General features: G+C 69.6%; 15 protein-coding genes. 8 read left to right on the forward strand and 7 right to left on the reverse strand.

The window, feature by feature from the left end:
* The first annotated feature begins 32 nt into the window (after positions 1-32).
* The 7 genes from ACQ86G_RS20245 (at position 33) to ACQ86G_RS20275 (ending at position 7,224) form a co-directional block, all read left to right on the forward strand.
* Positions 33-1,007 (forward strand): TRAP transporter substrate-binding protein, encoded by a 975-nt coding sequence (locus tag ACQ86G_RS20245; protein ID WP_431261456.1) that lies wholly within the window; start codon positions 33-35, stop codon positions 1,005-1,007.
* 179 nt (positions 1,008-1,186) lie between these two features.
* A complete protein-coding gene (locus ACQ86G_RS20250; RefSeq protein ID WP_431257002.1) occupies positions 1,187-2,059 on the forward strand; it encodes a substrate-binding periplasmic protein in 873 nt (290 codons plus the stop codon).
* 52 nt (positions 2,060-2,111) lie between these two features.
* Positions 2,112-3,248: a patatin-like phospholipase family protein gene (locus ACQ86G_RS20255; protein ID WP_431257003.1), complete on the forward strand. Its 1,137-nt coding sequence runs from the start codon at positions 2,112-2,114 to the stop codon at positions 3,246-3,248.
* A 154-nt stretch (positions 3,249-3,402) separates the two neighbouring features.
* Positions 3,403-4,053 carry a superoxide dismutase gene (locus tag ACQ86G_RS20260; protein ID WP_431257004.1) on the forward strand — a complete coding sequence of 217 codons (651 nt, stop codon included), beginning with the start codon at positions 3,403-3,405 and terminating at the stop codon, positions 4,051-4,053.
* 171 nt (positions 4,054-4,224) lie between these two features.
* Positions 4,225-5,241 (forward strand): phospholipase, encoded by a 1,017-nt coding sequence (locus ACQ86G_RS20265; RefSeq protein WP_431257005.1) that lies wholly within the window; start codon positions 4,225-4,227, stop codon positions 5,239-5,241.
* A gap of 47 nt (positions 5,242-5,288) precedes the next feature.
* Positions 5,289-6,632: a hypothetical protein gene (locus ACQ86G_RS20270; protein WP_431257006.1), complete on the forward strand. Its 1,344-nt coding sequence runs from the start codon at positions 5,289-5,291 to the stop codon at positions 6,630-6,632.
* Complete coding sequence (locus ACQ86G_RS20275; protein WP_431257007.1) at positions 6,622-7,224, forward strand: hypothetical protein; 603 nt, start codon at positions 6,622-6,624, stop codon at positions 7,222-7,224. Before ACQ86G_RS20270 ends, ACQ86G_RS20275 begins: the two co-directional genes overlap by 11 nt.
* Before the next feature lies 1 nt (position 7,225).
* Here ACQ86G_RS20275 and ACQ86G_RS20280 read toward each other — a convergent pair whose 3' ends face one another.
* On the reverse strand, positions 7,226-7,450 hold the full coding sequence (locus ACQ86G_RS20280) for a hypothetical protein (protein ID WP_431257008.1): 225 nt from the start codon (positions 7,448-7,450) through the stop codon (positions 7,226-7,228).
* Between ACQ86G_RS20280 and ACQ86G_RS20285 the strand changes: the two genes are divergently transcribed.
* Positions 7,434-7,673, forward strand: a complete 240-nt coding sequence (locus tag ACQ86G_RS20285; protein ID WP_431257009.1) for a hypothetical protein — start codon at positions 7,434-7,436, stop codon at positions 7,671-7,673. The two genes, ACQ86G_RS20280 and ACQ86G_RS20285, sit on opposite strands and share 17 nt — an antisense overlap.
* Positions 7,674-7,698: 25 nt before the next feature.
* Here ACQ86G_RS20285 and ACQ86G_RS20290 read toward each other — a convergent pair whose 3' ends face one another.
* The 6 genes from ACQ86G_RS20290 to ACQ86G_RS20315 form a co-directional block, all read right to left on the reverse strand.
* Positions 7,699-8,817 (reverse strand): methyl-accepting chemotaxis protein, encoded by a 1,119-nt coding sequence (locus ACQ86G_RS20290; protein ID WP_431257010.1) that lies wholly within the window; start codon positions 8,815-8,817, stop codon positions 7,699-7,701.
* Positions 8,750-9,274, reverse strand: a complete 525-nt coding sequence (locus tag ACQ86G_RS20295) for an MCP four helix bundle domain-containing protein (RefSeq protein ID WP_431257011.1) — start codon at positions 9,272-9,274, stop codon at positions 8,750-8,752. The genes ACQ86G_RS20290 and ACQ86G_RS20295 overlap by 68 nt, the downstream gene beginning before the upstream one ends.
* A gap of 182 nt (positions 9,275-9,456) precedes the next feature.
* Positions 9,457-10,464, reverse strand: a complete 1,008-nt coding sequence (locus tag ACQ86G_RS20300) for a hypothetical protein (protein ID WP_431257012.1) — start codon at positions 10,462-10,464, stop codon at positions 9,457-9,459.
* Positions 10,461-11,246 carry a DUF5672 family protein gene (locus ACQ86G_RS20305; RefSeq protein ID WP_431257013.1) on the reverse strand — a complete coding sequence of 262 codons (786 nt, stop codon included), beginning with the start codon at positions 11,244-11,246 and terminating at the stop codon, positions 10,461-10,463. Before ACQ86G_RS20305 ends, ACQ86G_RS20300 begins: the two co-directional genes overlap by 4 nt.
* Position 11,247: 1 nt before the next feature.
* Entirely contained in the window at positions 11,248-12,369 is a 1,122-nt protein-coding gene (locus ACQ86G_RS20310; RefSeq protein WP_431257014.1) for a glycosyltransferase family 4 protein, read from the reverse strand.
* A 263-nt stretch (positions 12,370-12,632) separates the two neighbouring features.
* On the reverse strand, positions 12,633-17,132 hold the full coding sequence (locus ACQ86G_RS20315; protein WP_431257015.1) for a hypothetical protein: 4,500 nt from the start codon (positions 17,130-17,132) through the stop codon (positions 12,633-12,635).
* Between the last annotated feature and the right edge of the window lie 73 nt (positions 17,133-17,205).

Here is a 17,205-nt window from a genome sequence, read left to right on the forward strand (position 1 = left end):
TCCTGTCCGTCGCGACCGCGTTGACCGCAACGATGCTGGCCGCCGTGCTGCCCGCACAGGCCGCCGACATCAAGCCGCGCCTGATCCGCTTCGGCTACGGCCTGGCGGAGAACAGCAACCAGGGCCGCGCGGTCAAGGCCTTCGCCGACGAGGTGCAGAAGCTCTCCGGCGGCAAGATGAAGGTACGCGCGATCGGCGGCGCGGCGCTCGGCCCGGACACGCAGATGCAGCAGGCGCTGATCGGCGGCGCGCAGGAGATGATGGTCGGGTCGACCGCGACCCTGGTCGGCATCGCCAAGGAGATGGCGCTGTGGGACACGCCCTTCCTGGTCAACAACGTCCGCGAGGCCGATGCGCTGCTGGACGGACCGGTGGGCGACAAGGTCAAGTCCAGGCTGACGGACAAGGGCTTGGTCGGCCTCGTCTACTGGGAGAACGGCTTCCGCAACCTGACCAACAGCAAGCACGCGGTCAACAAGCTCGAGGACCTCAATGGCATCAAGCTGCGCGTGATGCAGAACAACGTCTTCCTGGACAGCTTCAAGCAGCTGGGCGCGAATGCGGTGCCGCTGCCGTATTCCGAGCTGTTCACCGCGCTGGAGACCAATGCGGTCGACGGTCAGGAGAACCCGTACAACACCATCCTGTCGGCCAAGTTCTACGAGGTGCAAAAGTACTTGACGGTGACCAACCACGTCTACAGCCCGTGGATCGTGACGGTGTCCAAGAAGTTCTGGGACGGCCTGTCCAAGGACGAGCAGGCGGTGCTGCAGCAGGCGGCCGTCAAGAGCCGCGACTTCGAGCGCAAGGACACGCGCGACGAGGCCGCGAAGGCGCTGGCCGAACTCAAGGCCAAGGGCATGGCCGTCAACGAGCTCAGCCCCGCCGAGACGGCCCGCATGCGCGACAGGCTGACCCGCGTGAACGCGGGCGTGGCGACGCAGGTGGGGATGGACCTGTGGAACGAAACGCAGGCGCAACTGACGCAGCTGCGCGGGGGCAAGTGAGCGCCTGACGCGAGCGCGTGAAATGAACGCGTGACGCGCGTGCGACAGCGCGGCTCGGTGTTTTCCCCGTCCGCGCCTGCGCACGAATGCGCACCACGCCTGTCGCTTTCTCCCCGATGCGCGGAAGACATTTCGTTACCGCCGCCTATCATGGTTCGAACGCCTTACCTGATTCGCGGATGCATCGACGACACCTGACCCTGGCGGGTCTGGCCTGGTTCAGCGGCGCACACGCCGCCGGCCATGCCACCTTGCCGCCTCCGGCCTTCGGGCCGGGGCCGGCGTCGACACCGCCCGCGCCGCCCGCAACGCCAGCGGCGCCCACCACGTCCGCGGCGGCCATCGCCTCGTCCGGCGGCGCGCCGGCCGTGTCGCTGCGCCTGCTGAGCGAGGAATTCCCGCCGATCAACTTCACCGAGCTCGGCCAGCCGCGCGGCCTCTCGGTGGACATCGTGCAGGCGATCCAGAAGCGGCTCGGCCAATCGCTGCCGATCGAGTTCATGCCCTGGGCGCGCGCGTTCCGTGAAGCGCAGGACGGACCGCCGGCGGCATTGTTCTCGATGGCCCGGATCCCCGAGCGCGAGAAGCTTTTCCAGTGGGTCGGCCCGATCGTCACCTTCCAGAGCACCTTCTACGCGAAGGCCGGCAGCGGCATCCGGCTGCGCTCGCTGGCCGAGGCGAAACGCGCGCCCAAGGTGCTGGTCGTGCGGGACTGGTACACGTTGACGCAGCTCCAGTCGGCGGGCTTCCACAACCTGCAGCAGATCAGCGATCCCATCCAGGGCGTGCGCATGCTGGCCGCCGGGCGGGCACCGCTATTCGCGGCGGAGAAGCTGTCGATGCCGCAGACGCTGGTGCAGGCCGGCGTGGACAAGGACGCATTGGAGGAGGTCTTCAGCTTCGCCGCCAGCGAGGGCTACATCGCCTTCTCGCGCAGCACGCCGATGGGAACCATCCACGCCTGGCAGTCGCAGCTCAACGAGATGAAGCGCGACGGCACCTTCCAGGCCCTCTACAGGCGCTGGCTGCCGCACGACGCGCCGCCGAGGTAGGCTGCGGGTTCCACCGCAGCCGCGCGAGACCCGACCCTCGCGCCTTCACGCCATGTCGACATCGCCCCGACCGATCGATCTCGCCCTGCAGGGCGGCGGCTCCCATGGCGCCTTCACCTGGGGCGTCCTGGACCGGCTGCTGGAGGACGGCTCGCTGCGCATCGACGGGGTGTCGGGCACCAGCGCAGGTGCGATGAACGCCGCGGTGATGGCCACCGGCTTCGCCAAGGGCGGGGCGCTGGGTGCGCGCCAGGCACTGTCGCGCTTCTGGCAGGACGTCTCCGGCGTGCCGGCGTGCTTCGGCGTCGTGGGCGAGGCGAAGGGCCTGGCGGACGCCGCGCGGCTCGAGACGCCCGCCTGGGTCTTCAATCGCAGCGCCTGGCCGGGGATGGCCGCCTGGGATGCCTGGCTGCGGCTGTGGAGCCCGTATCAGCTCAACCCCTTCAATCTCGACCCGTTGCGGGACATCGTCCGCCGGCACGTCGACATCGACGCCGTGCACGCCGGGCCGGTCAAGGTGTTCGTCACGGCGACCTCGGTGCGCACCGGCCAGCCGCGCGTGTTCAGCGGCGACGACCTGAGCATCGAGGCGCTGATGGCGTCGGCCTGTCTGCCGCACAGCGCGCAGACGGTCGTCATCGACGGCGAACCGTTCTGGGACGGCGGCTTCTCGGGCAATCCGGCGCTGTGGCCGCTGGTCTACGGCACCGAGTCCGACGACGTCTTGCTGATCCAGATCAACCCGCGTCAGCACGACGGGATCCCACGCACGTCCACCGAGATCGACGACCGCATCAACGAGATCACCTTCAATGCGAGCCTGGTGGCCGAGCTGCGGGCGATCCACTTCGTGCAGCGGCTGTTGCGCGACCAGCGCGTCGATCCGACACGCTACAAGCAGATGCGGCTGCACCGCGTGGCCGACGAGGGCGGGCTGGCGCAGTTCGGCGCCTCCAGCAAGCTCAACACCGACCCGCGGCTGCTGACGACGCTGTTCGGGCTCGGGCGCACGGCGGCCGATGGCTGGCTGAGCACCTGTGCGAAGCATGTGGGACATGAGAGCTCGCTGGACATCGGCGAGGTGTTCCTGGCCAATCGCGTGCGCAACGCGCGTCCGGCGATCAAGCCGCCGAAGCGTGCCGTCGACAAGGCGGTCGGCAAGCTCATGGGAAAGCCGGGCAAGATCTGACACAAGGGCATGACCTCGTACGGGTCGGGTCTTCTGATCCTCTGACTTGAGCGCGGCGCGTGGAGCGACAAGAATGGCGCTCCCATCCTTCAACCGCCCCGCACCAGCGACCTTCCCGGCAGCACGACGCGACGGGCTCCTCCGGAGTCTCACGATGCCTCATGTCCTGCCGCCGCTGCCCTACACCGTCGACGCGCTCGAACCCCACCTCGACGCGCGCACGATGGAGATCCATCACACCAAGCACCACCAGACCTACATCAACAACCTGAACGGTGCGGTGGAAGGCACCGCCTTCGCCGACATCCCGGCCGAACAGCTGATCGTCCAGCTCGACGCCTTGCCGGAAAACATCCGCGGCGTGGTACGCAACAACGGCGGCGGCCACGCCAACCACAGCCTGTTCTGGACCGTGATGGCGCCGGCAGGCAAGGGCGGCGGCGGCGCGCCGACGGCGGACCTGGCCCGGGCGATCGACGCCGACCTCGGCGGCCTCGACGCGTTCAAGGACAAGTTCACCAAGGCGGCGTTGACCCGCTTCGGCAGCGGTTGGGCGTGGCTCTCGGTCGATGCGCAGGGCCGGCTCGGCGTCGAGAGCAGTGCCAACCAGGACAGCCCGCTGATGGTCGGCATCGGCTCCGGCGGCACACCGATCCTCGGCCTGGACGTGTGGGAGCACGCGTACTACCTGCAGTACCAGAACCGTCGTCCCGACTACATCGCGGCGTTCTACAACGTGGTGAACTGGGACGAGGTGGCACGCCGCTTCGCGGCAGCGCGGACGGCCGCGGAAGGCAAGTCCTGACCCCAGGAGCCAAGCCCCGGCGCCGGTCGACGTCCCGGCGCCGGGGGACAGGGAGAACCCCGGCGCGACGCGATTCCTTCACCGGATCGTCATCCACTTCCCCGAACATCGGTCCCCATATTTCGACGTGCGGAAAGCACGCGGCATTCGGGACCATCAGGGAAGACTTCGATGCGATCCATCCTGCTTCTGGCCGCCGCGGCGGCCGGCCTCGTCCATCAGACCGGGGCCAACGCCTTCGCCCAAGAGACCCACAAGCGCATCGCCATCGATGCGGTCCGCTACATGCAGCGGCATGCGGACACCACCAACTACGCGAAGCTGCTGGCCGGCGTGACGCGCGCCGGCTACACGATCGACCAGTTCGCCGAGCAGCTGGGCCAGGGCGCCTATGACGTCGACGACTTCGCCGATACCTACCTCTGCGGCGCCGTGACCGGCGACTGCGTGCTCGCGCCGGTCTGGGGACTGGGCTCGGGCATCGTCAACTACACGTCCTACTGGCACTTCCAGAACCGCACGCAGGGACCGGACGTCCATGGCAACCCGTACGGCGGCTACAACTACGGCAGGCTCACGGTGAAGGGCGACATCGACGACCTCGCCGCCGCCTGGCTGGTCGGCGACCACCTGGACGACGGCAAGGGCGGCATGAAGGGCTGGTTCAGCGATGGGAGCAAGTACAACTCGTACGGCCTGACCGAAGCGAACTATCGCCAGGGCGGGTCGTCGAGCCCGTCGATGTACGCGGACTTCGAGAAGGCGCCGTTCCAGCCGATCGACAACCTTGGCCAGTACTGGTGGTCGCAGTTCCTGGCACGACCGACGGTGCAGAGCCTGGGCTTCGTCATGCACACGACGGACCTGCTGCAGCCGCATCACACCTGGACGACCTCCGCGCTGAACCACTCCGGCTGGGAGACCTGGGTCAAGGACTACTACGACAGCGAGGCGCTGAACGGCGACGCGCTCGTCACCACGGCGCTGGGCAGCTACACGCCGTTGGCGACCACGGCGGCGGACATCCGGCCGCTGCTGCGCCAGGGCGGCCAGATCTCGTACAGCCGCGGCGGGCAGGTGCTGTCGACGACCGACCACGCGGTGCGTCGCGACGTGGGGCGCGTCGTCGTGCCGCATGCGATCGCGATGGTCGTCCATCTGCTGAACCGCGCGGCCGAACGGCTGTGAGGGCACGACGCCCGCGCGCCACGGCGGCGGCCGTGGCGGCGATGGCCATGGCGTTCGCATTCGCGTGCGGCGCGACGCTGCTGCCGGTGAACGCCGGATTCGCGGCCACGTCGGCCGACGCGCGCGCCGCGTCGGCCTGGATCGCCCGCGTCGGCGACGAGGCGATCCCGCGTCGTCCGACCGAGGCGCTGCTGATGCTCGCCCGACGTGAGCAGCCCGACCTGACCCTGCAGGAACTGACGCGTCTGCTGGCCATCGACCTGCTGATGGGCGATGCCGCGGCGCGCGAGGTTGGCGACGCGGCGCTGTTCGCGAGCAGGCGCGTCGCTTTCGCGCCGGAGGTCGATGCGCGACGTCAATGGCTCGCCACCTTGCAGCAGGTCTGGCCCGAGCGGATAGAGCGCGATTGGCAGGCCGCGGCGCCAGAGATGCCGCTGACCGTCGATGCGCGTGCATGGCAGGCGCTGTGGGCAAGCGGGCAGGGCGACCGTCTCCGGATGAACGAAGACCTCGACGAGGCCCAGCTGGCCGCCGCGGCGCGCCTCGTCCTGCTGCGACATCGTGGCTTCGGCGGCAGACCCGCCGGTGCGATCACACTGGCCGACCTCTGGCCGTTGCAGAACGTCCAGGGGCGTCGACTCCTGCGCGCCGGTGATCTCGACTTTGCCCGGGCGCAGGCGCGGCAACTGCTGCGGGAACGGTTCGTCGAGTCATGGCTTCGTCGCGACAGCGGCTGGAGCGCCGCCGAGCTCGACTTCGCGCGCCGGGTCATCGAGGCGCGGCAGCGCAAGCTCGCCTGGCAGCGCTGGTGGGGCCTGACCGGCGATCCGCACGGGGATGCGCCGCTCCGGGATGCGTTGGCGGCGGCTGTCACGCCGGACGAGATCGAGGCCTACTACCGCGCCCATCGGGATCGTTTCGAACGCCTGGAGTCCGTCGAGGGCTTGCGCCTGCGCTGTGATCGCGCCGGCTGTGCGGACGAGGCGCCGGTGCCGGACCTGAGGGGGCGGCCCGGCGTGACGCGGGTCGTGTGGCGGCTCGGCGATGCGCGGCCCCAGGCCGACGTCGACGCCTGGGTGCTCGACCTGCTGCAGGCCTGGCCCGTGGGTCAGGCCTCGCCGCCGATCCGGCATCCGGATGGCGAGGGTTGGGAGCGGGTGCAGGCCCTCTCGGTCAAGCGAGGCCACCATCCGGCCGACAGCGAGACGGTCCGTCACGAGGCCCGGCAGGCCGTGGCCCTGGAGAAGCTGGAGGCGCGCTGGCAGCAGCGGCAGGTCGAGCTGCTGGCGTCCGCGGGCTTGCGCTGGGCACCGGGCATCACGCCGCCGGAGCGGTCCTTCGAGCCGCAACGGCCGACGCCTGCGGGCGGGGAGCACGGGCATGCGCATTGAGGTCGGGGCGGCGATCGTGCTGGCAGGCGTCGTGATCGCATGGATCGCCGTCGGCGGTCGATCCGATGAGCCCCGACCCGCGCCACTGACCGCAACTCCTTCCGCCGAGGCCGCGGTCTCGGCGGCGAGCGGGGCGGGTGGAGGAGAGGGCTCGGGCGACAGCGTGGCACCGACGCCACCTGCGGACGGCCCGTCGGGAAGTGATGTGTCGGCCGCGTCGGCGTCGCTACCGGCCTCCTCACCTGGCAGCGAGCTCCCGGCGGCATGGAGCATGGCGGACTCGCGCGTCGCGGGCGACGATCGCTCGCCGCCGATCGAGCGGTCGGTGCCGGAGGCGGCCACGCCAGCCTGGCAGCTCGACAACCATCCGGCCTACTCGAGGCGAGAGCAGGACCGCCACCAGGCGGTGCAACGCGCTTTCGTCGACGCCGCGGACCGCGAGCTCCCGCGGCTCGATCAGCAGATCGAACAGGGGCGCGCGATGGGGGTGTCGCCGGAGCAGTTGGCGAAGGGCGAAGAGAAACGCCGACGCATCGCGGAGATGCGCGCGCGGATGCAGGCGGACCTGGCAGCGAGCGCCGTTTCGCCTTGACTCAGACGATGCGTCGGAAGCGCAGTTCCTCGATGAGGGACTTGTCGCCCACGGTGCTCACGCGCTGCTGGATCACCTCGGCCCTGCCGTCGGCGGCGAGCTGCTGGATCTCGCGCGCGGCGCTGTCGAAGACGAGCGGATGCTCCAGGGCGGAGCCGGCATGCGGCAGGTCGACGAGCTCCCCGGGGGTGGAGTCGAGGAACATCGTCATGGCGATCGAACTCATGCTGGACCTCACGAGCTGGCTGAACACCGGCAGACTCTATGCTGCATCGCAGCAGGTTCAAAGCCGGTTGCAACAAGTTTCCGAGCACGCGTCCGGCGATCGCACGAACAACGGATCTGCACCAGCATGGATGCAGCCATGGAAGGAAAAACGGGAGCCTTTCAGGCTCCCGTTTCGGGTTTTACTGCAATCCGCCGGCATGAGCGCCGGCGTCCGCGATTGACCGTGATCCGCGAATGACCGTGGCGTCAGGCCACCGCCATCCCGCGCACCTTGAACCGGGCGATCGCCTCGGTCAGGGCCATCGCCTGCTGACGCAGGCTTTCGGCCGCCGCGGCACTCTGCTCGACCAGCGCCGCGTTCTGCTGCGTGCCGCGGTCGATCGCCGCGACCGCCTCGTTGACCTGCACGATGCCGTGGGTCTGCTGGTCGGTGGAGGCGCTGATCTCGCCCATCAGGTCGGTGACCTTGCGGACCTGCGTCAGCACCTCGTCCATCGTGCGGCCGGCTTCCTGCACCTGCACCGCGCCGGCATCGACCGTCGCGACCGAGTCCGAGATCAGCGTCTTGATCTCCTTGGCCGCCTGGGCGCTGCGCTGCGCCAGGGCCCGCACCTCGCTGGCCACGACGGCGAAGCCGCGGCCCTGCTCGCCGGCACGAGCCGCCTCGACGGCCGCGTTCAGCGCCAGGATGTTGGTCTGGAACGCAATGCCGTCGATCACGCTGGTGATGTCGCCGATCCGCTTGCTGGAACCGGTGATGGCCTCCATCGTCGTCATGACGCGGTGGACGACTTCGCCGCCCTGGCCGGCGACCTGCGCCGCGGCATCGGCCAGGCCGGTGGCCTTGCGCGAGGACTCGGCGTTGACCTGCACGGTCTCGGTCATCTGCGCCATCGAGGACGCCGTCTCCTGCAGCGCGCTGGCCTGGGTCTCGGTGCGGCTGGACAGGTCCTGGTTGCCGCTGGCGATCTGCGTCGACGCGGTGGCGATGCCGTCCGCGGCCTGGCGCACGTTGGACACCATGGTCGAGAGGTTGCCGCTCATCGCCTTCAAGGCCGTCAGCAGCTGGCTCAGTTCGTCGCGGCCGTCGACCTGGATCTCGTCGCGCAGGTCGCCGTCGGCCACCGACTGTGCCACCTTGATCGCGCGGTTCAGCGGCGCCGTCACCGCGCGGCTGATCAGCCAGCCCAGCAGGCCGGCCACACCGGCCGACAGGATCGCCGTGACGATGAGCAGGTTCCGGTCGGTGGCGAAGAGCTCGGTCGCCTCCTTGGTCTCGGCGGCGGAGCGCTCATCCTCATAGCGGATGAAATCGCCGGTGGCGGTCAGCAGCGCCGCCAGCAGCGGACGGCATTCCGCATTCATCTTGGCGACGGCGTCGTCGCGCTTGCCGTCGTTGGGCCAGGCCCACGATCACCAGGGCGACCTTGCCGTACTGCTCCTCGATCCCGGCGACCTTGTCGAAGAGGGCGCGGTCCTGCGGCGTCGCGTCCTTCGCGGCGGCCAGGTGGGATTTCAGCGTCGCCAGCGACTGGCCGACTTCCTCATGCGCCTTGGTGACGGCGGCCAGTTCCTTCGTCCGGTCCTCCGGCGTGGTGACCAGCACCAGGTTGCGGGCCGCGATGGCGCGCGACTTCGCCGCGGACTGCACGGCGATCACCATGCGCTCCCGGGCGGCTACGCCGCTCAGGTAGTTCTCGACGCGCGTGCTCGACTGGTTGAGCCAGTGCAGCGCCGCGCCGGACACGGCGGCGACGATCACCGCCATCACGCCGAAACCCGCCCACAGCTTGGTCTTGACCTTGAGGCCTGAGAAGTTCATTTGTTATCCCCCTGATGGATGTGGAACCGTGGTTCCGGTCCCAATGTGATCTTCGGCGCTATCCGCACGTTTCTCAATTGGAAGCGCGCCGAAACGCGTGTGCTGCGATCACCTACATCAGGGAGAGGAGGGCCCCACGGCCAGGGAAAACCCGAGACTGCCCGGCTCTCGGCCCTCGGGGCTCAGGCGCCGAAGGCGTGCGCCAGCCCGGCGACCTCGCGCTCGAAGATCATCCGTTCGCGCTGCACCGCCTGCTGGGCGGGACGCGAAAGCTCCAGGTAGAGCGGGAAGTTGCGCATCAGCTCGTGCGCGCCGGCGAAGACCTGGTCGACCTGGTCCGGCTTGAAATAGCACTCGCCGGGCAGCGCGTAGTCGCGCGCCGCACCGACATCCAGCGCGAAGACGCAGCAGTCGCGCATCAGCGCCTCGCGCGCCAGGCGGTCCTTGCCCGGGAAGGTGCCCAGGTCGATGAACAGCTTGCTTCGGCCCAGCGCCTCGTAGACCTGCGCGCGCGTCAGGCCGCGGATCAGGTGGACCTTGCAGCCGTTCTCGGCCTCCAGCCGTGCCGCGATCGCGCCGACGTCGTAGACGACCTTGTGGTTGGCGTTCAGGGCGATGTCGGTCTTGTCGGCGGTCGCGAAGACCGGCTCACCCTCGGCCGGCGCCGGCTTGCCCGGCGTGTAGTCCGACAGCGGCAGCGTGCGCCCGCACCCCAGCGCCCGGATCACGTCGTGCGCGTAGCCGGACTGGTAGGTGTGAAGCACCCGCTCGCTGCGCAGCAGGTTCAGGTTGATCTTGTTGACCGACAGGTACTCGAAGGCGTTGTCGATGCTCAGCCACCAGACCATCGGCGTGCAGGGCTGGAAGTAGCGCAGCCAGTGCACATAGGTCTCGGCCAGGACGACGCAGGTGTCTGGCGTCATCGCGATCTCCTCGGCCAGCCGCACCTGGTACTTCTGGTAGTCGGCCACGGTGTTGGGCCGCGGCTGCAGCTTCAGCGCCGTGCCGGCCGTCAGGCCGTTGCGGCGGAACAGGTCGTCGACCGCCGGGAGGTCGGTCGGCAGCACGTACCAGACGCGTGCGTCGTGCCCCTGGCGGATCAGCGAGTCCGACAGCTGGTGCAAGGCCTCCGGGCCGCCGGTCTGCACGCCGTGGGGGATCAGGATGACGATCTGCTTCTTCGCGTTCATGGGGAGGCTTTCGAGGAGAGGGCGTCCAGCCGCGCCTGCAGCTTCTGCGCCGCCGCCGGCGAGACCGCCTGCAGCCCGGGCAGCAGGAAGCCGCTGCGCGTCTTGACGATGCGGTCGGAGAGGTGGTCCAGCAGGAAGTCGGGCATCTCGCGGTAGACGCTGGGCAGGTGGAAGATGCCGTGGAAGCCGAAGGTCGGGTAGGGCACCGCCGGGAACTCGACCGAGAAGTGCGAGGCGATCGCCTTCGGCGCGAAGCGGCAGCCGGCGCGCTCGAGCGTTTCGCGCATCGTGCGGCAGATGAAGAGATCCTCGGCCTCGGCCGGGTCCGGATAGTCGAGTTGCGCGACCGCATGGACCAGCCGCTTGGAACGCCACGAGAAACCGCCGTTGCCGACCTCGTTGACCTCGTAGTTGGGCCAGGGCGCGCCGATGTAGTCGTAGTGAAGGAAGTGCGGCGAGAACTGGTCGGCGTTGAGCACGAAGCCGTCGTACTGGATCACCAGCACATGGTCCGCGCTCAGGTGCTTCGCGAGCTCGCGGGTGATCAGCAGGTTGTATTCGTTGATCGAGCGCAGCGTCGGCACCGGGATGACCGGCAGGCCGGGCCACAGCTCGGGCTTGTCCGAGTAGATGAGCACCTGGCTGAAGGGCAGCCCCTGCTGTTCCATCGCCCGCATGCTGTGCAGCAGCGCCTGGCGCGCGAGCACGTGCAGGTCGGTGTCGACGATGGCGACGGCGATGCTCGGCCTGGTGCCGGCGACGTGGACGGAAGGCGCGCTCATGTCACATCAGGTCCAGCAGCTGCTTCGTCACGGTGGCCCAGGAGAAACGCTTCTCCAGCCGCTGGCGGGCGGCCTCGCGGCGCGGTGCCGGGGTGAGGCGCTGCTCGACGACCTGCAGCATCGCCTCGCGCAGGTCGTCCAGGTCCGGGACGACGAAGGCACCGACCGGCTGGGGCGCATCGGCGTCGGTGCCGGGGCGGCTGTGCAGGCGGTGGCAGAGCTCGGGCGGCGTGAAGTCGTCGGTGGCGCCGCCGCCGCTGACGATCACGTGCGTGCCGCAGCCCATCGCCTCCAGTACCGGCAGGTTGAAGCCCTCGGCGCGGTAGGGCGAGACATAGGCGTCGGACAGCGCGTACAGCGAGCGCAGCTGCGGCAGGTTGAGGCTGGTCGACAGGACGGAGATCCCGTCCCGGACCTGGGGCGTGTTCAGCTGCGGCGCGCGCGCCGCCAGCTCGGCGAAGACGCGCTCGACGCCGATGCCGTACAGGCCTTGGTGGTCCTTGAGGATCAGCCGCACCGGCAGGCCCTGCAGCCGCAGTTCGGCGAAGGCCAGCAGCAGCAGGTCGATGCCCTTGTTCCAGGTCGCGACACCGACATTGGTGAACACGGTCTCGTGCGGCGCCATGCCCAGCGCCGCGCGCGCGGTCTGGCGCTGCTCGGGCGTCATCGGGAAGAAGGTGTCGGTCTTGTAGCCGTGCGGCACGACCAGCACCTTGTCGGCCTCGAAGCCGTAATCGACGAGCCGCGCCTTGGACCAGCGGGTCGGCGTCACGACGATGTCGTCGCCCTGCGTGAGCGCGGCGGGCGCCATCTCGGGCGGGTCGAAACTCTTGCCCGAGAGACCGAACTCGGTGACCACGAAGGTGGCGTTGCGCCGCGCGGCCGCCGGATCACCCAGGCGCACCGGCGACGCGATGCGCAGCCGCACGTCCATCACGCGGTCGCCCGGATCGGGCAGCCCGTCGATGATCACGCGCTCCTCGGGCGCGAAGCCGGAGTCCAGCTTGCCCTTGTCCCAGTGCGGCATGAAGAAGGGCGCGTCCTTGTGGAACAGCTCGAACCGCGGGTCCTTCACCATCTCCAGGATCTGGTTCTGGTTGACCATCGCGATGGAGTGGTTCACCCCCCGCCAGCCTTCGATGCACAGTGTTTTCAACGCGAAGCCCCTTTGAATGGTCCGGCCGCGGGTCCCCGCCAGGCGGCAGAGGGCGACCGGTCCATTGATCTTTGGACCATTGTGTCGCGCCCCGGGCGGCGACCATGCGCGGATAAGGGGGACGGGGGCCGGCCAACTTCGGGCCAGCGTCGGGACGACGTCAGGCCGGATTCAGCCCGTCGTGGCGCGCCTTGCCGATCCGGCGGCGCCCCGCGGGGGCCGCGGGGCGGTCAGAGCAGCGGCGTGGTGCCGTCGTCCTCGAGGCGCCTGGCGCTCGCGTGGAGCGCGGCCATCGCGGCGTGGTGGACGGACGGGGAGACCGTGTCCGCGGCGGCGGACGATCCCGCGGCCGCGGCCGTGGCCATGGCCGTATGCGCCGCGTCGGACAGCAGCGCGGTCGTGGGCGCCGCGGCCGGCGCCGCCAGCAGGTCCTCGGCCGCGAGGTGCGCCTTGGCGGACGTGGCCTCGCCGGCTGCCGCGCCGGCGTCCGTCGATTTCGAGAACCAGACGTCGCCCATCTGGTGCGTCACGCCGTCGGCGGTCTTGTAGCCGGAGATCAGGCCGATCAGATTGCCGTGGTCGACGGTCGAGCTCGCCTGCGCGTTCAGGTCCAGCTCGACGATGCCGAGCTCCGACAGCGACTTGAGTTCGCCGGCGTCGGTCTTGCCGTTGCCGTTGGCGTCGGCCCAGATCCGCAACTGGCCGAAGCCGGCGTCCAGCGCGTTCAGCACATGGTCGCCGTTGGCGTCCATGGCCTGCATCGCCTCGTAGCCGTTGGCCGCGTGCTTGCCGTTGGCCAGCACGGTGCCGGTCCCGAAGAGCTCCGCCCCCGAGTCGATCTGCCCGTTGCCGTTCAGGTCGCGCGCCAGCAAGCCGTTGCCCTGCGCCATCCATCCCCATTGCTGGGCGTGGCCGGTGTTGTTCATGTCGAAGCTGACGCCTTGCGCCGCCGACACCGTCCCGAGGCCGTGGCCGTCGAGGTTGAGCATGATCGGCGTGGCCAGGAACAGGGCGTCCAGCTGGGCGCCCGACATCGCATGGATGGTCTCGCTGGTGAAGGCCAGCACCTGGTCCATGCCCAGCACCGCGAGGTCGCGGGTCTCGAAGCCGATGATCGCATCGCTGCCGATCGCATGGATCTGGTCCACCGTCAGCGCCTTGGCCTGGTCGCGGCTCAGGGCCGTCAGGTCGTCGCTGGACATCGTGGCGAAGGCCTCCGACGAGATCGCCGCCAGCTGCTGCGTCGTCAGCGAGGCGACCTGGCGGCTGTCCAGCGCCTCGATGGCGAGGGAGTTCATGGCCGCGAAGGCTTCGGTATGCAGCGCCCGCAGCGTCTGCGTGGTCAGGCCGTGGATCTGCTCCGCGCCGAGCGACGCGAAGACGTCCGTCGACAGCGCGTTCAGCGTGGCCGTGCCCAGGACGCGGAAGGCCGAGGAGGTCAGCGCCGCATAGTCCTCGGTGCCGAAGCCGCTCAGCTGCGCGTTCGTCATCTCGACCAGCTGCGTGCTGGTCAGCGCGTGGATCTGGTCGGTGGACAGCGCGGCGAAGTCGCCGGCGTCCATCACCCGGATCGCCCGGCCGGGCAGGAGGGCCACGTCCTGCGCGTCCAGCGCCGCGATCTGGTCGCTGGTCCAGGCCAGCACCTGGACGTTGGTCAGGCCCAGCACCTGCGCGGTGCCCAGCGCCTGGATCTGGTCGGTGTGCATCGCCGCCGCCTGCTGGAAAGTCAGCGAGCCGACCTGGTCCGGCCGCAGCGCCGCGATCTGGTCGGTGCTGAACAGCGCGATCTGGTCGGAGCCCATCGCTTTCAGCGCGGTGGTGTGCAGGACGGCGAGGTCCTGCGTCTCCAGCGCGGCGATCTGCGTGCCGCTCAGCGCCGCCAGTTGCGAGGACCGCAGGGCGGCGAACTGCAGCGTCGACAGCGCCGCCAGCGCCGTGGGGTCCATGGCCGCGATCTGCAGCGAGGTCAGCGCCGCCATCTGCTTGGCGGACAGCGCGGCGATCTGGTCCAGGTCCAGCGAGCCGAACTGGTCGCTGGTCAGGCCCAGGAGCGCCTGGGAACCCAGGCTCGCGAGCTGGGCGGTGCTCAGGTGGTCGATCTGGTCCGCCGTCAGTCCGAGCAGCTGTTTGGACGTCAGAGCCGCCAGCTGCGCGCTGCTCAGCGACGCGATGCTGTCGACGTTCATCGCGGCGACCTGGGCGGAGGTCAGTCCCAGCAGTGCGCGCGTGTTCAGGCCGACGACATCCTGGAACTCCAGCTGGCTGATCTGGTCGGTCGTGAAGGCGGCCAGCTGCTTCGACGAGAACACCGCGAACTGCGTCGAGTCCAGCGCGTTCAGGTCGGCCTGCTCCATCGCCGACAACTGCGCCGTCGTCAGCGAGGCGACCTGGTTGGTCCGCATCGCTGCGAACTGCTCGGGCACGAGGGCGTTGAGCTGGTCGGTCGTGAAGGTCTGCAACGACTGCACGCTCAGGCCGCGCACGCCGTCGGTCGACAGCGCGTCGATCTGCGACGGCGTCAGCGCGGCGATCTGGCCGGTGCCCAGCAGCGCCGTCTGCGCGCTGCCGAAGGCGCCGACCTGCTCGCGGCTCAGTTCGTGGATCTGGCCGGTCGTCAGCGCGGTCAGGTAGATCGGCCTGACGCCCGCGAGCAGCTCCGGCGCCAGCGCGCCGATCTCGGCCGTGGAGATCGCCGCCAGCTGGAACGAGGTGAGGGCCGCGAAGTGGGCCGATCCCAGCGCGTTGAAGCTGTCATGGTCGAGGCTGCGCACCTGCGCCGTGCTCAGCGCGGCGAGCTGGGCGTCGCGCAGCGTGGCGAGACCGGTCGGGCCGAGCGCGTCCAGCTGGTCGGCGCTCAGGCCGCGGATCGCCAGCGTCGAGATCGCCTGCAGCGCCTGCGACGACAGCACCTGCAGCTGGTTCGCGGTCAGTGCGCCGATCTGCGCAGCATTCAAGGCGAAGGTCTGGGAGGTGCTGAAGGCCGCGACCAGGTTGATGTCCAGCGCCTGCACCTGCGCGCTGCTCAGCGAGCGGATCACCGTCGCGTTCAGGGCGCCGAAGTCCTCGGGCTCGAGTTGCGCGATCTGGTCGGTCGTCAAGCCGCGGAACTGCGCCGACGTGAAGGCGGCGAACTGCCCCGTCGTCAGCGTGTTCAGGTCTTCCACCGTCATCGCCGACAACTGCGCCGTGGTGAGCGCGCGGATCTGGTTCGTGGTCAGCGCCTGCAGCTGGCCCGAGTTCAGCACGTCGAGCTGGTGGTCGGTCAGCGTCGCGATCACGCGCGTCGACAGCGCCTGGATCGCGCCGGTCCCCAGCGCGGACAGCTGCTCGTCGTTGAGGTCGCGCAGTTGCGTCGTCGACAGCGATCCGGCTTGCGCGCCGCTGATCGCCGCGAGCTGTTCCGAACTCAGCGAGGCCAGCTGCGCCGGCGTCAGGCCGCGCAGCGTCGCGGCGCTGAGCGCGGCGAGGTCTTCCGTGGTCAGCGAATGGAACTGCTCCGGCGTCAGCGACTGCAGCTGCTTCGAACTGAACGCGGCGATCTGCGCGGTCGACAGCGCAGCCAGATCGTCGGTGTCGAACGCGGCCAGCTGGCGCGTCGTCAGCATCGCGATCTGCACCGTCTTGAGCGCGCCGAGCTGCTCGGCGCTCATCGCCGCGAGCACCTCGGGCTTCAGGCCCACCAGCGCACTGCTGCTCATCAGGCGCAGCTCGTCGGTGCTGAAGGCCGGCAACTGGTCGCTGGTGAGCCCGATCAGCTGGGTCGAGGTCAGGCTCTGCACCTGACGCGAGCTCAACGCGTCGACCTGGTCCGAGGACAGCGCGCCGAGCTGCTGCGAATTCAGCGCGCGCAGGCCTTTGGTGCCGATCGCGGCGAGGTCTTCGCCCTCGAGCGCCGCGACCTGCGTGGTGCTCAGGGACTTGATCTGCAGCGTGTTGAGCGCGCCGGCCTGCTCGGTCGTCAGCGCCACCAGCGCGTCGGTGCTCAGGGTGCGGAACTGCTGGCTGGTCAGCGCGGCGATCTGCCTGCTGTCCAGCGACTGCACCGCGTCGGACGAGAGGTGAGACACGGCGGTCGTGCTCAGCCCGCGGACCGCGCTGGTCGTCAGGGCCTGCAAGGCCTCGGTGCTGAGCGCGCTGAGCTGGTCGCCGCTCAGGCCCTTGGTCTGGTTGCCGCGCAGCGCGCCGATCTGGGCGGTGTTGAAGGCGTTGAGCTGGTCGACGCTGAGCGCGCCGATCTGCACCGTGTTCAGCACCTGCATCGCGGCGGTGCTGAAGACGGCCACCTCGTCGGTGGTCAGCATGCCGATCTGCTGACTGCCCAGGCCGCGCACCTGCACCGACGACAGCGCCGCGATCTGCGTGCTGTCGAGCGCGGTGAACTGGTCGCTGTCCATGCGGCGCAGCCGGTCCACCGTCAGCGCCGGGATCTGCGCCGTCGTCAGCGCGTGGATCTGGTCGGACGTCAGCGCGGCCAGCGAGGACGTCGTGAGCGTCCGGATCGCGGCGGTGTTGATCGCCTGGACGTCCTGCAGCTCCATCGCCGCGAGCTGCCCGGACGCCAGGTAGTTGAGCTGGCGCGCCGAGAGCGCCGAGACCTGGAAGGTCGTCAGCGCCACCACCTGCTCGGCGGTCAGCAAGGCCCACTCCGACCCCGTCAGCGTCGCGAGCTGCGTGGTGGTGAGCGCTGCGATCTCCGCGGGAGTGAGCGAACCGACGTCGAAGGTGGCCATGCGGGAAAGGAGGGTACTTCTGGAACCTGTCTGGTCTGTCGTTTGCGGCCGCGGATCCGGCGCCGGGCGGGCG

Source organism: Roseateles chitinivorans (assembly GCF_050632145.1).
Classification (GTDB): Bacteria; Pseudomonadota; Gammaproteobacteria; order Burkholderiales; family Burkholderiaceae_C; genus Roseateles; species Roseateles chitinivorans_B.

Bases quoted from the DNA above. Each gene is read 5' to 3' on its own strand.
- ACQ86G_RS20245 (WP_431261456.1), top strand. From the start codon at position 33: ATGCTGGCCGCCGTGCTGCCCGCACAGGCCGCCGACATCAAGCCGCGC.
- ACQ86G_RS20250 (WP_431257002.1), top strand. From the start codon at position 1,187: ATGCATCGACGACACCTGACCCTGGCGGGTCTGGCCTGGTTCAGCGGC.
- ACQ86G_RS20255 (WP_431257003.1), top strand. From the start codon at position 2,112: ATGTCGACATCGCCCCGACCGATCGATCTCGCCCTGCAGGGCGGCGGC.
- ACQ86G_RS20260 (WP_431257004.1), top strand. From the start codon at position 3,403: ATGCCTCATGTCCTGCCGCCGCTGCCCTACACCGTCGACGCGCTCGAA.
- ACQ86G_RS20265 (WP_431257005.1), top strand. From the start codon at position 4,225: ATGCGATCCATCCTGCTTCTGGCCGCCGCGGCGGCCGGCCTCGTCCAT.
- ACQ86G_RS20270 (WP_431257006.1), top strand. From the start codon at position 5,289: ATGGCGTTCGCATTCGCGTGCGGCGCGACGCTGCTGCCGGTGAACGCC.
- ACQ86G_RS20275 (WP_431257007.1), top strand. From the start codon at position 6,622: ATGCGCATTGAGGTCGGGGCGGCGATCGTGCTGGCAGGCGTCGTGATC.
- ACQ86G_RS20285 (WP_431257009.1), top strand. From the start codon at position 7,434: ATGGCGATCGAACTCATGCTGGACCTCACGAGCTGGCTGAACACCGGC.
- ACQ86G_RS20280 (WP_431257008.1), bottom strand. From the start codon at position 7,450: ATGAGTTCGATCGCCATGACGATGTTCCTCGACTCCACCCCCGGGGAG.
- ACQ86G_RS20290 (WP_431257010.1), bottom strand. From the start codon at position 8,817: ATGAATGCGGAATGCCGTCCGCTGCTGGCGGCGCTGCTGACCGCCACC.
- ACQ86G_RS20295 (WP_431257011.1), bottom strand. From the start codon at position 9,274: ATGAACTTCTCAGGCCTCAAGGTCAAGACCAAGCTGTGGGCGGGTTTC.
- ACQ86G_RS20300 (WP_431257012.1), bottom strand. From the start codon at position 10,464: ATGAACGCGAAGAAGCAGATCGTCATCCTGATCCCCCACGGCGTGCAG.
- ACQ86G_RS20305 (WP_431257013.1), bottom strand. From the start codon at position 11,246: ATGAGCGCGCCTTCCGTCCACGTCGCCGGCACCAGGCCGAGCATCGCC.
- ACQ86G_RS20315 (WP_431257015.1), bottom strand. From the start codon at position 17,132: ATGGCCACCTTCGACGTCGGTTCGCTCACTCCCGCGGAGATCGCAGCG.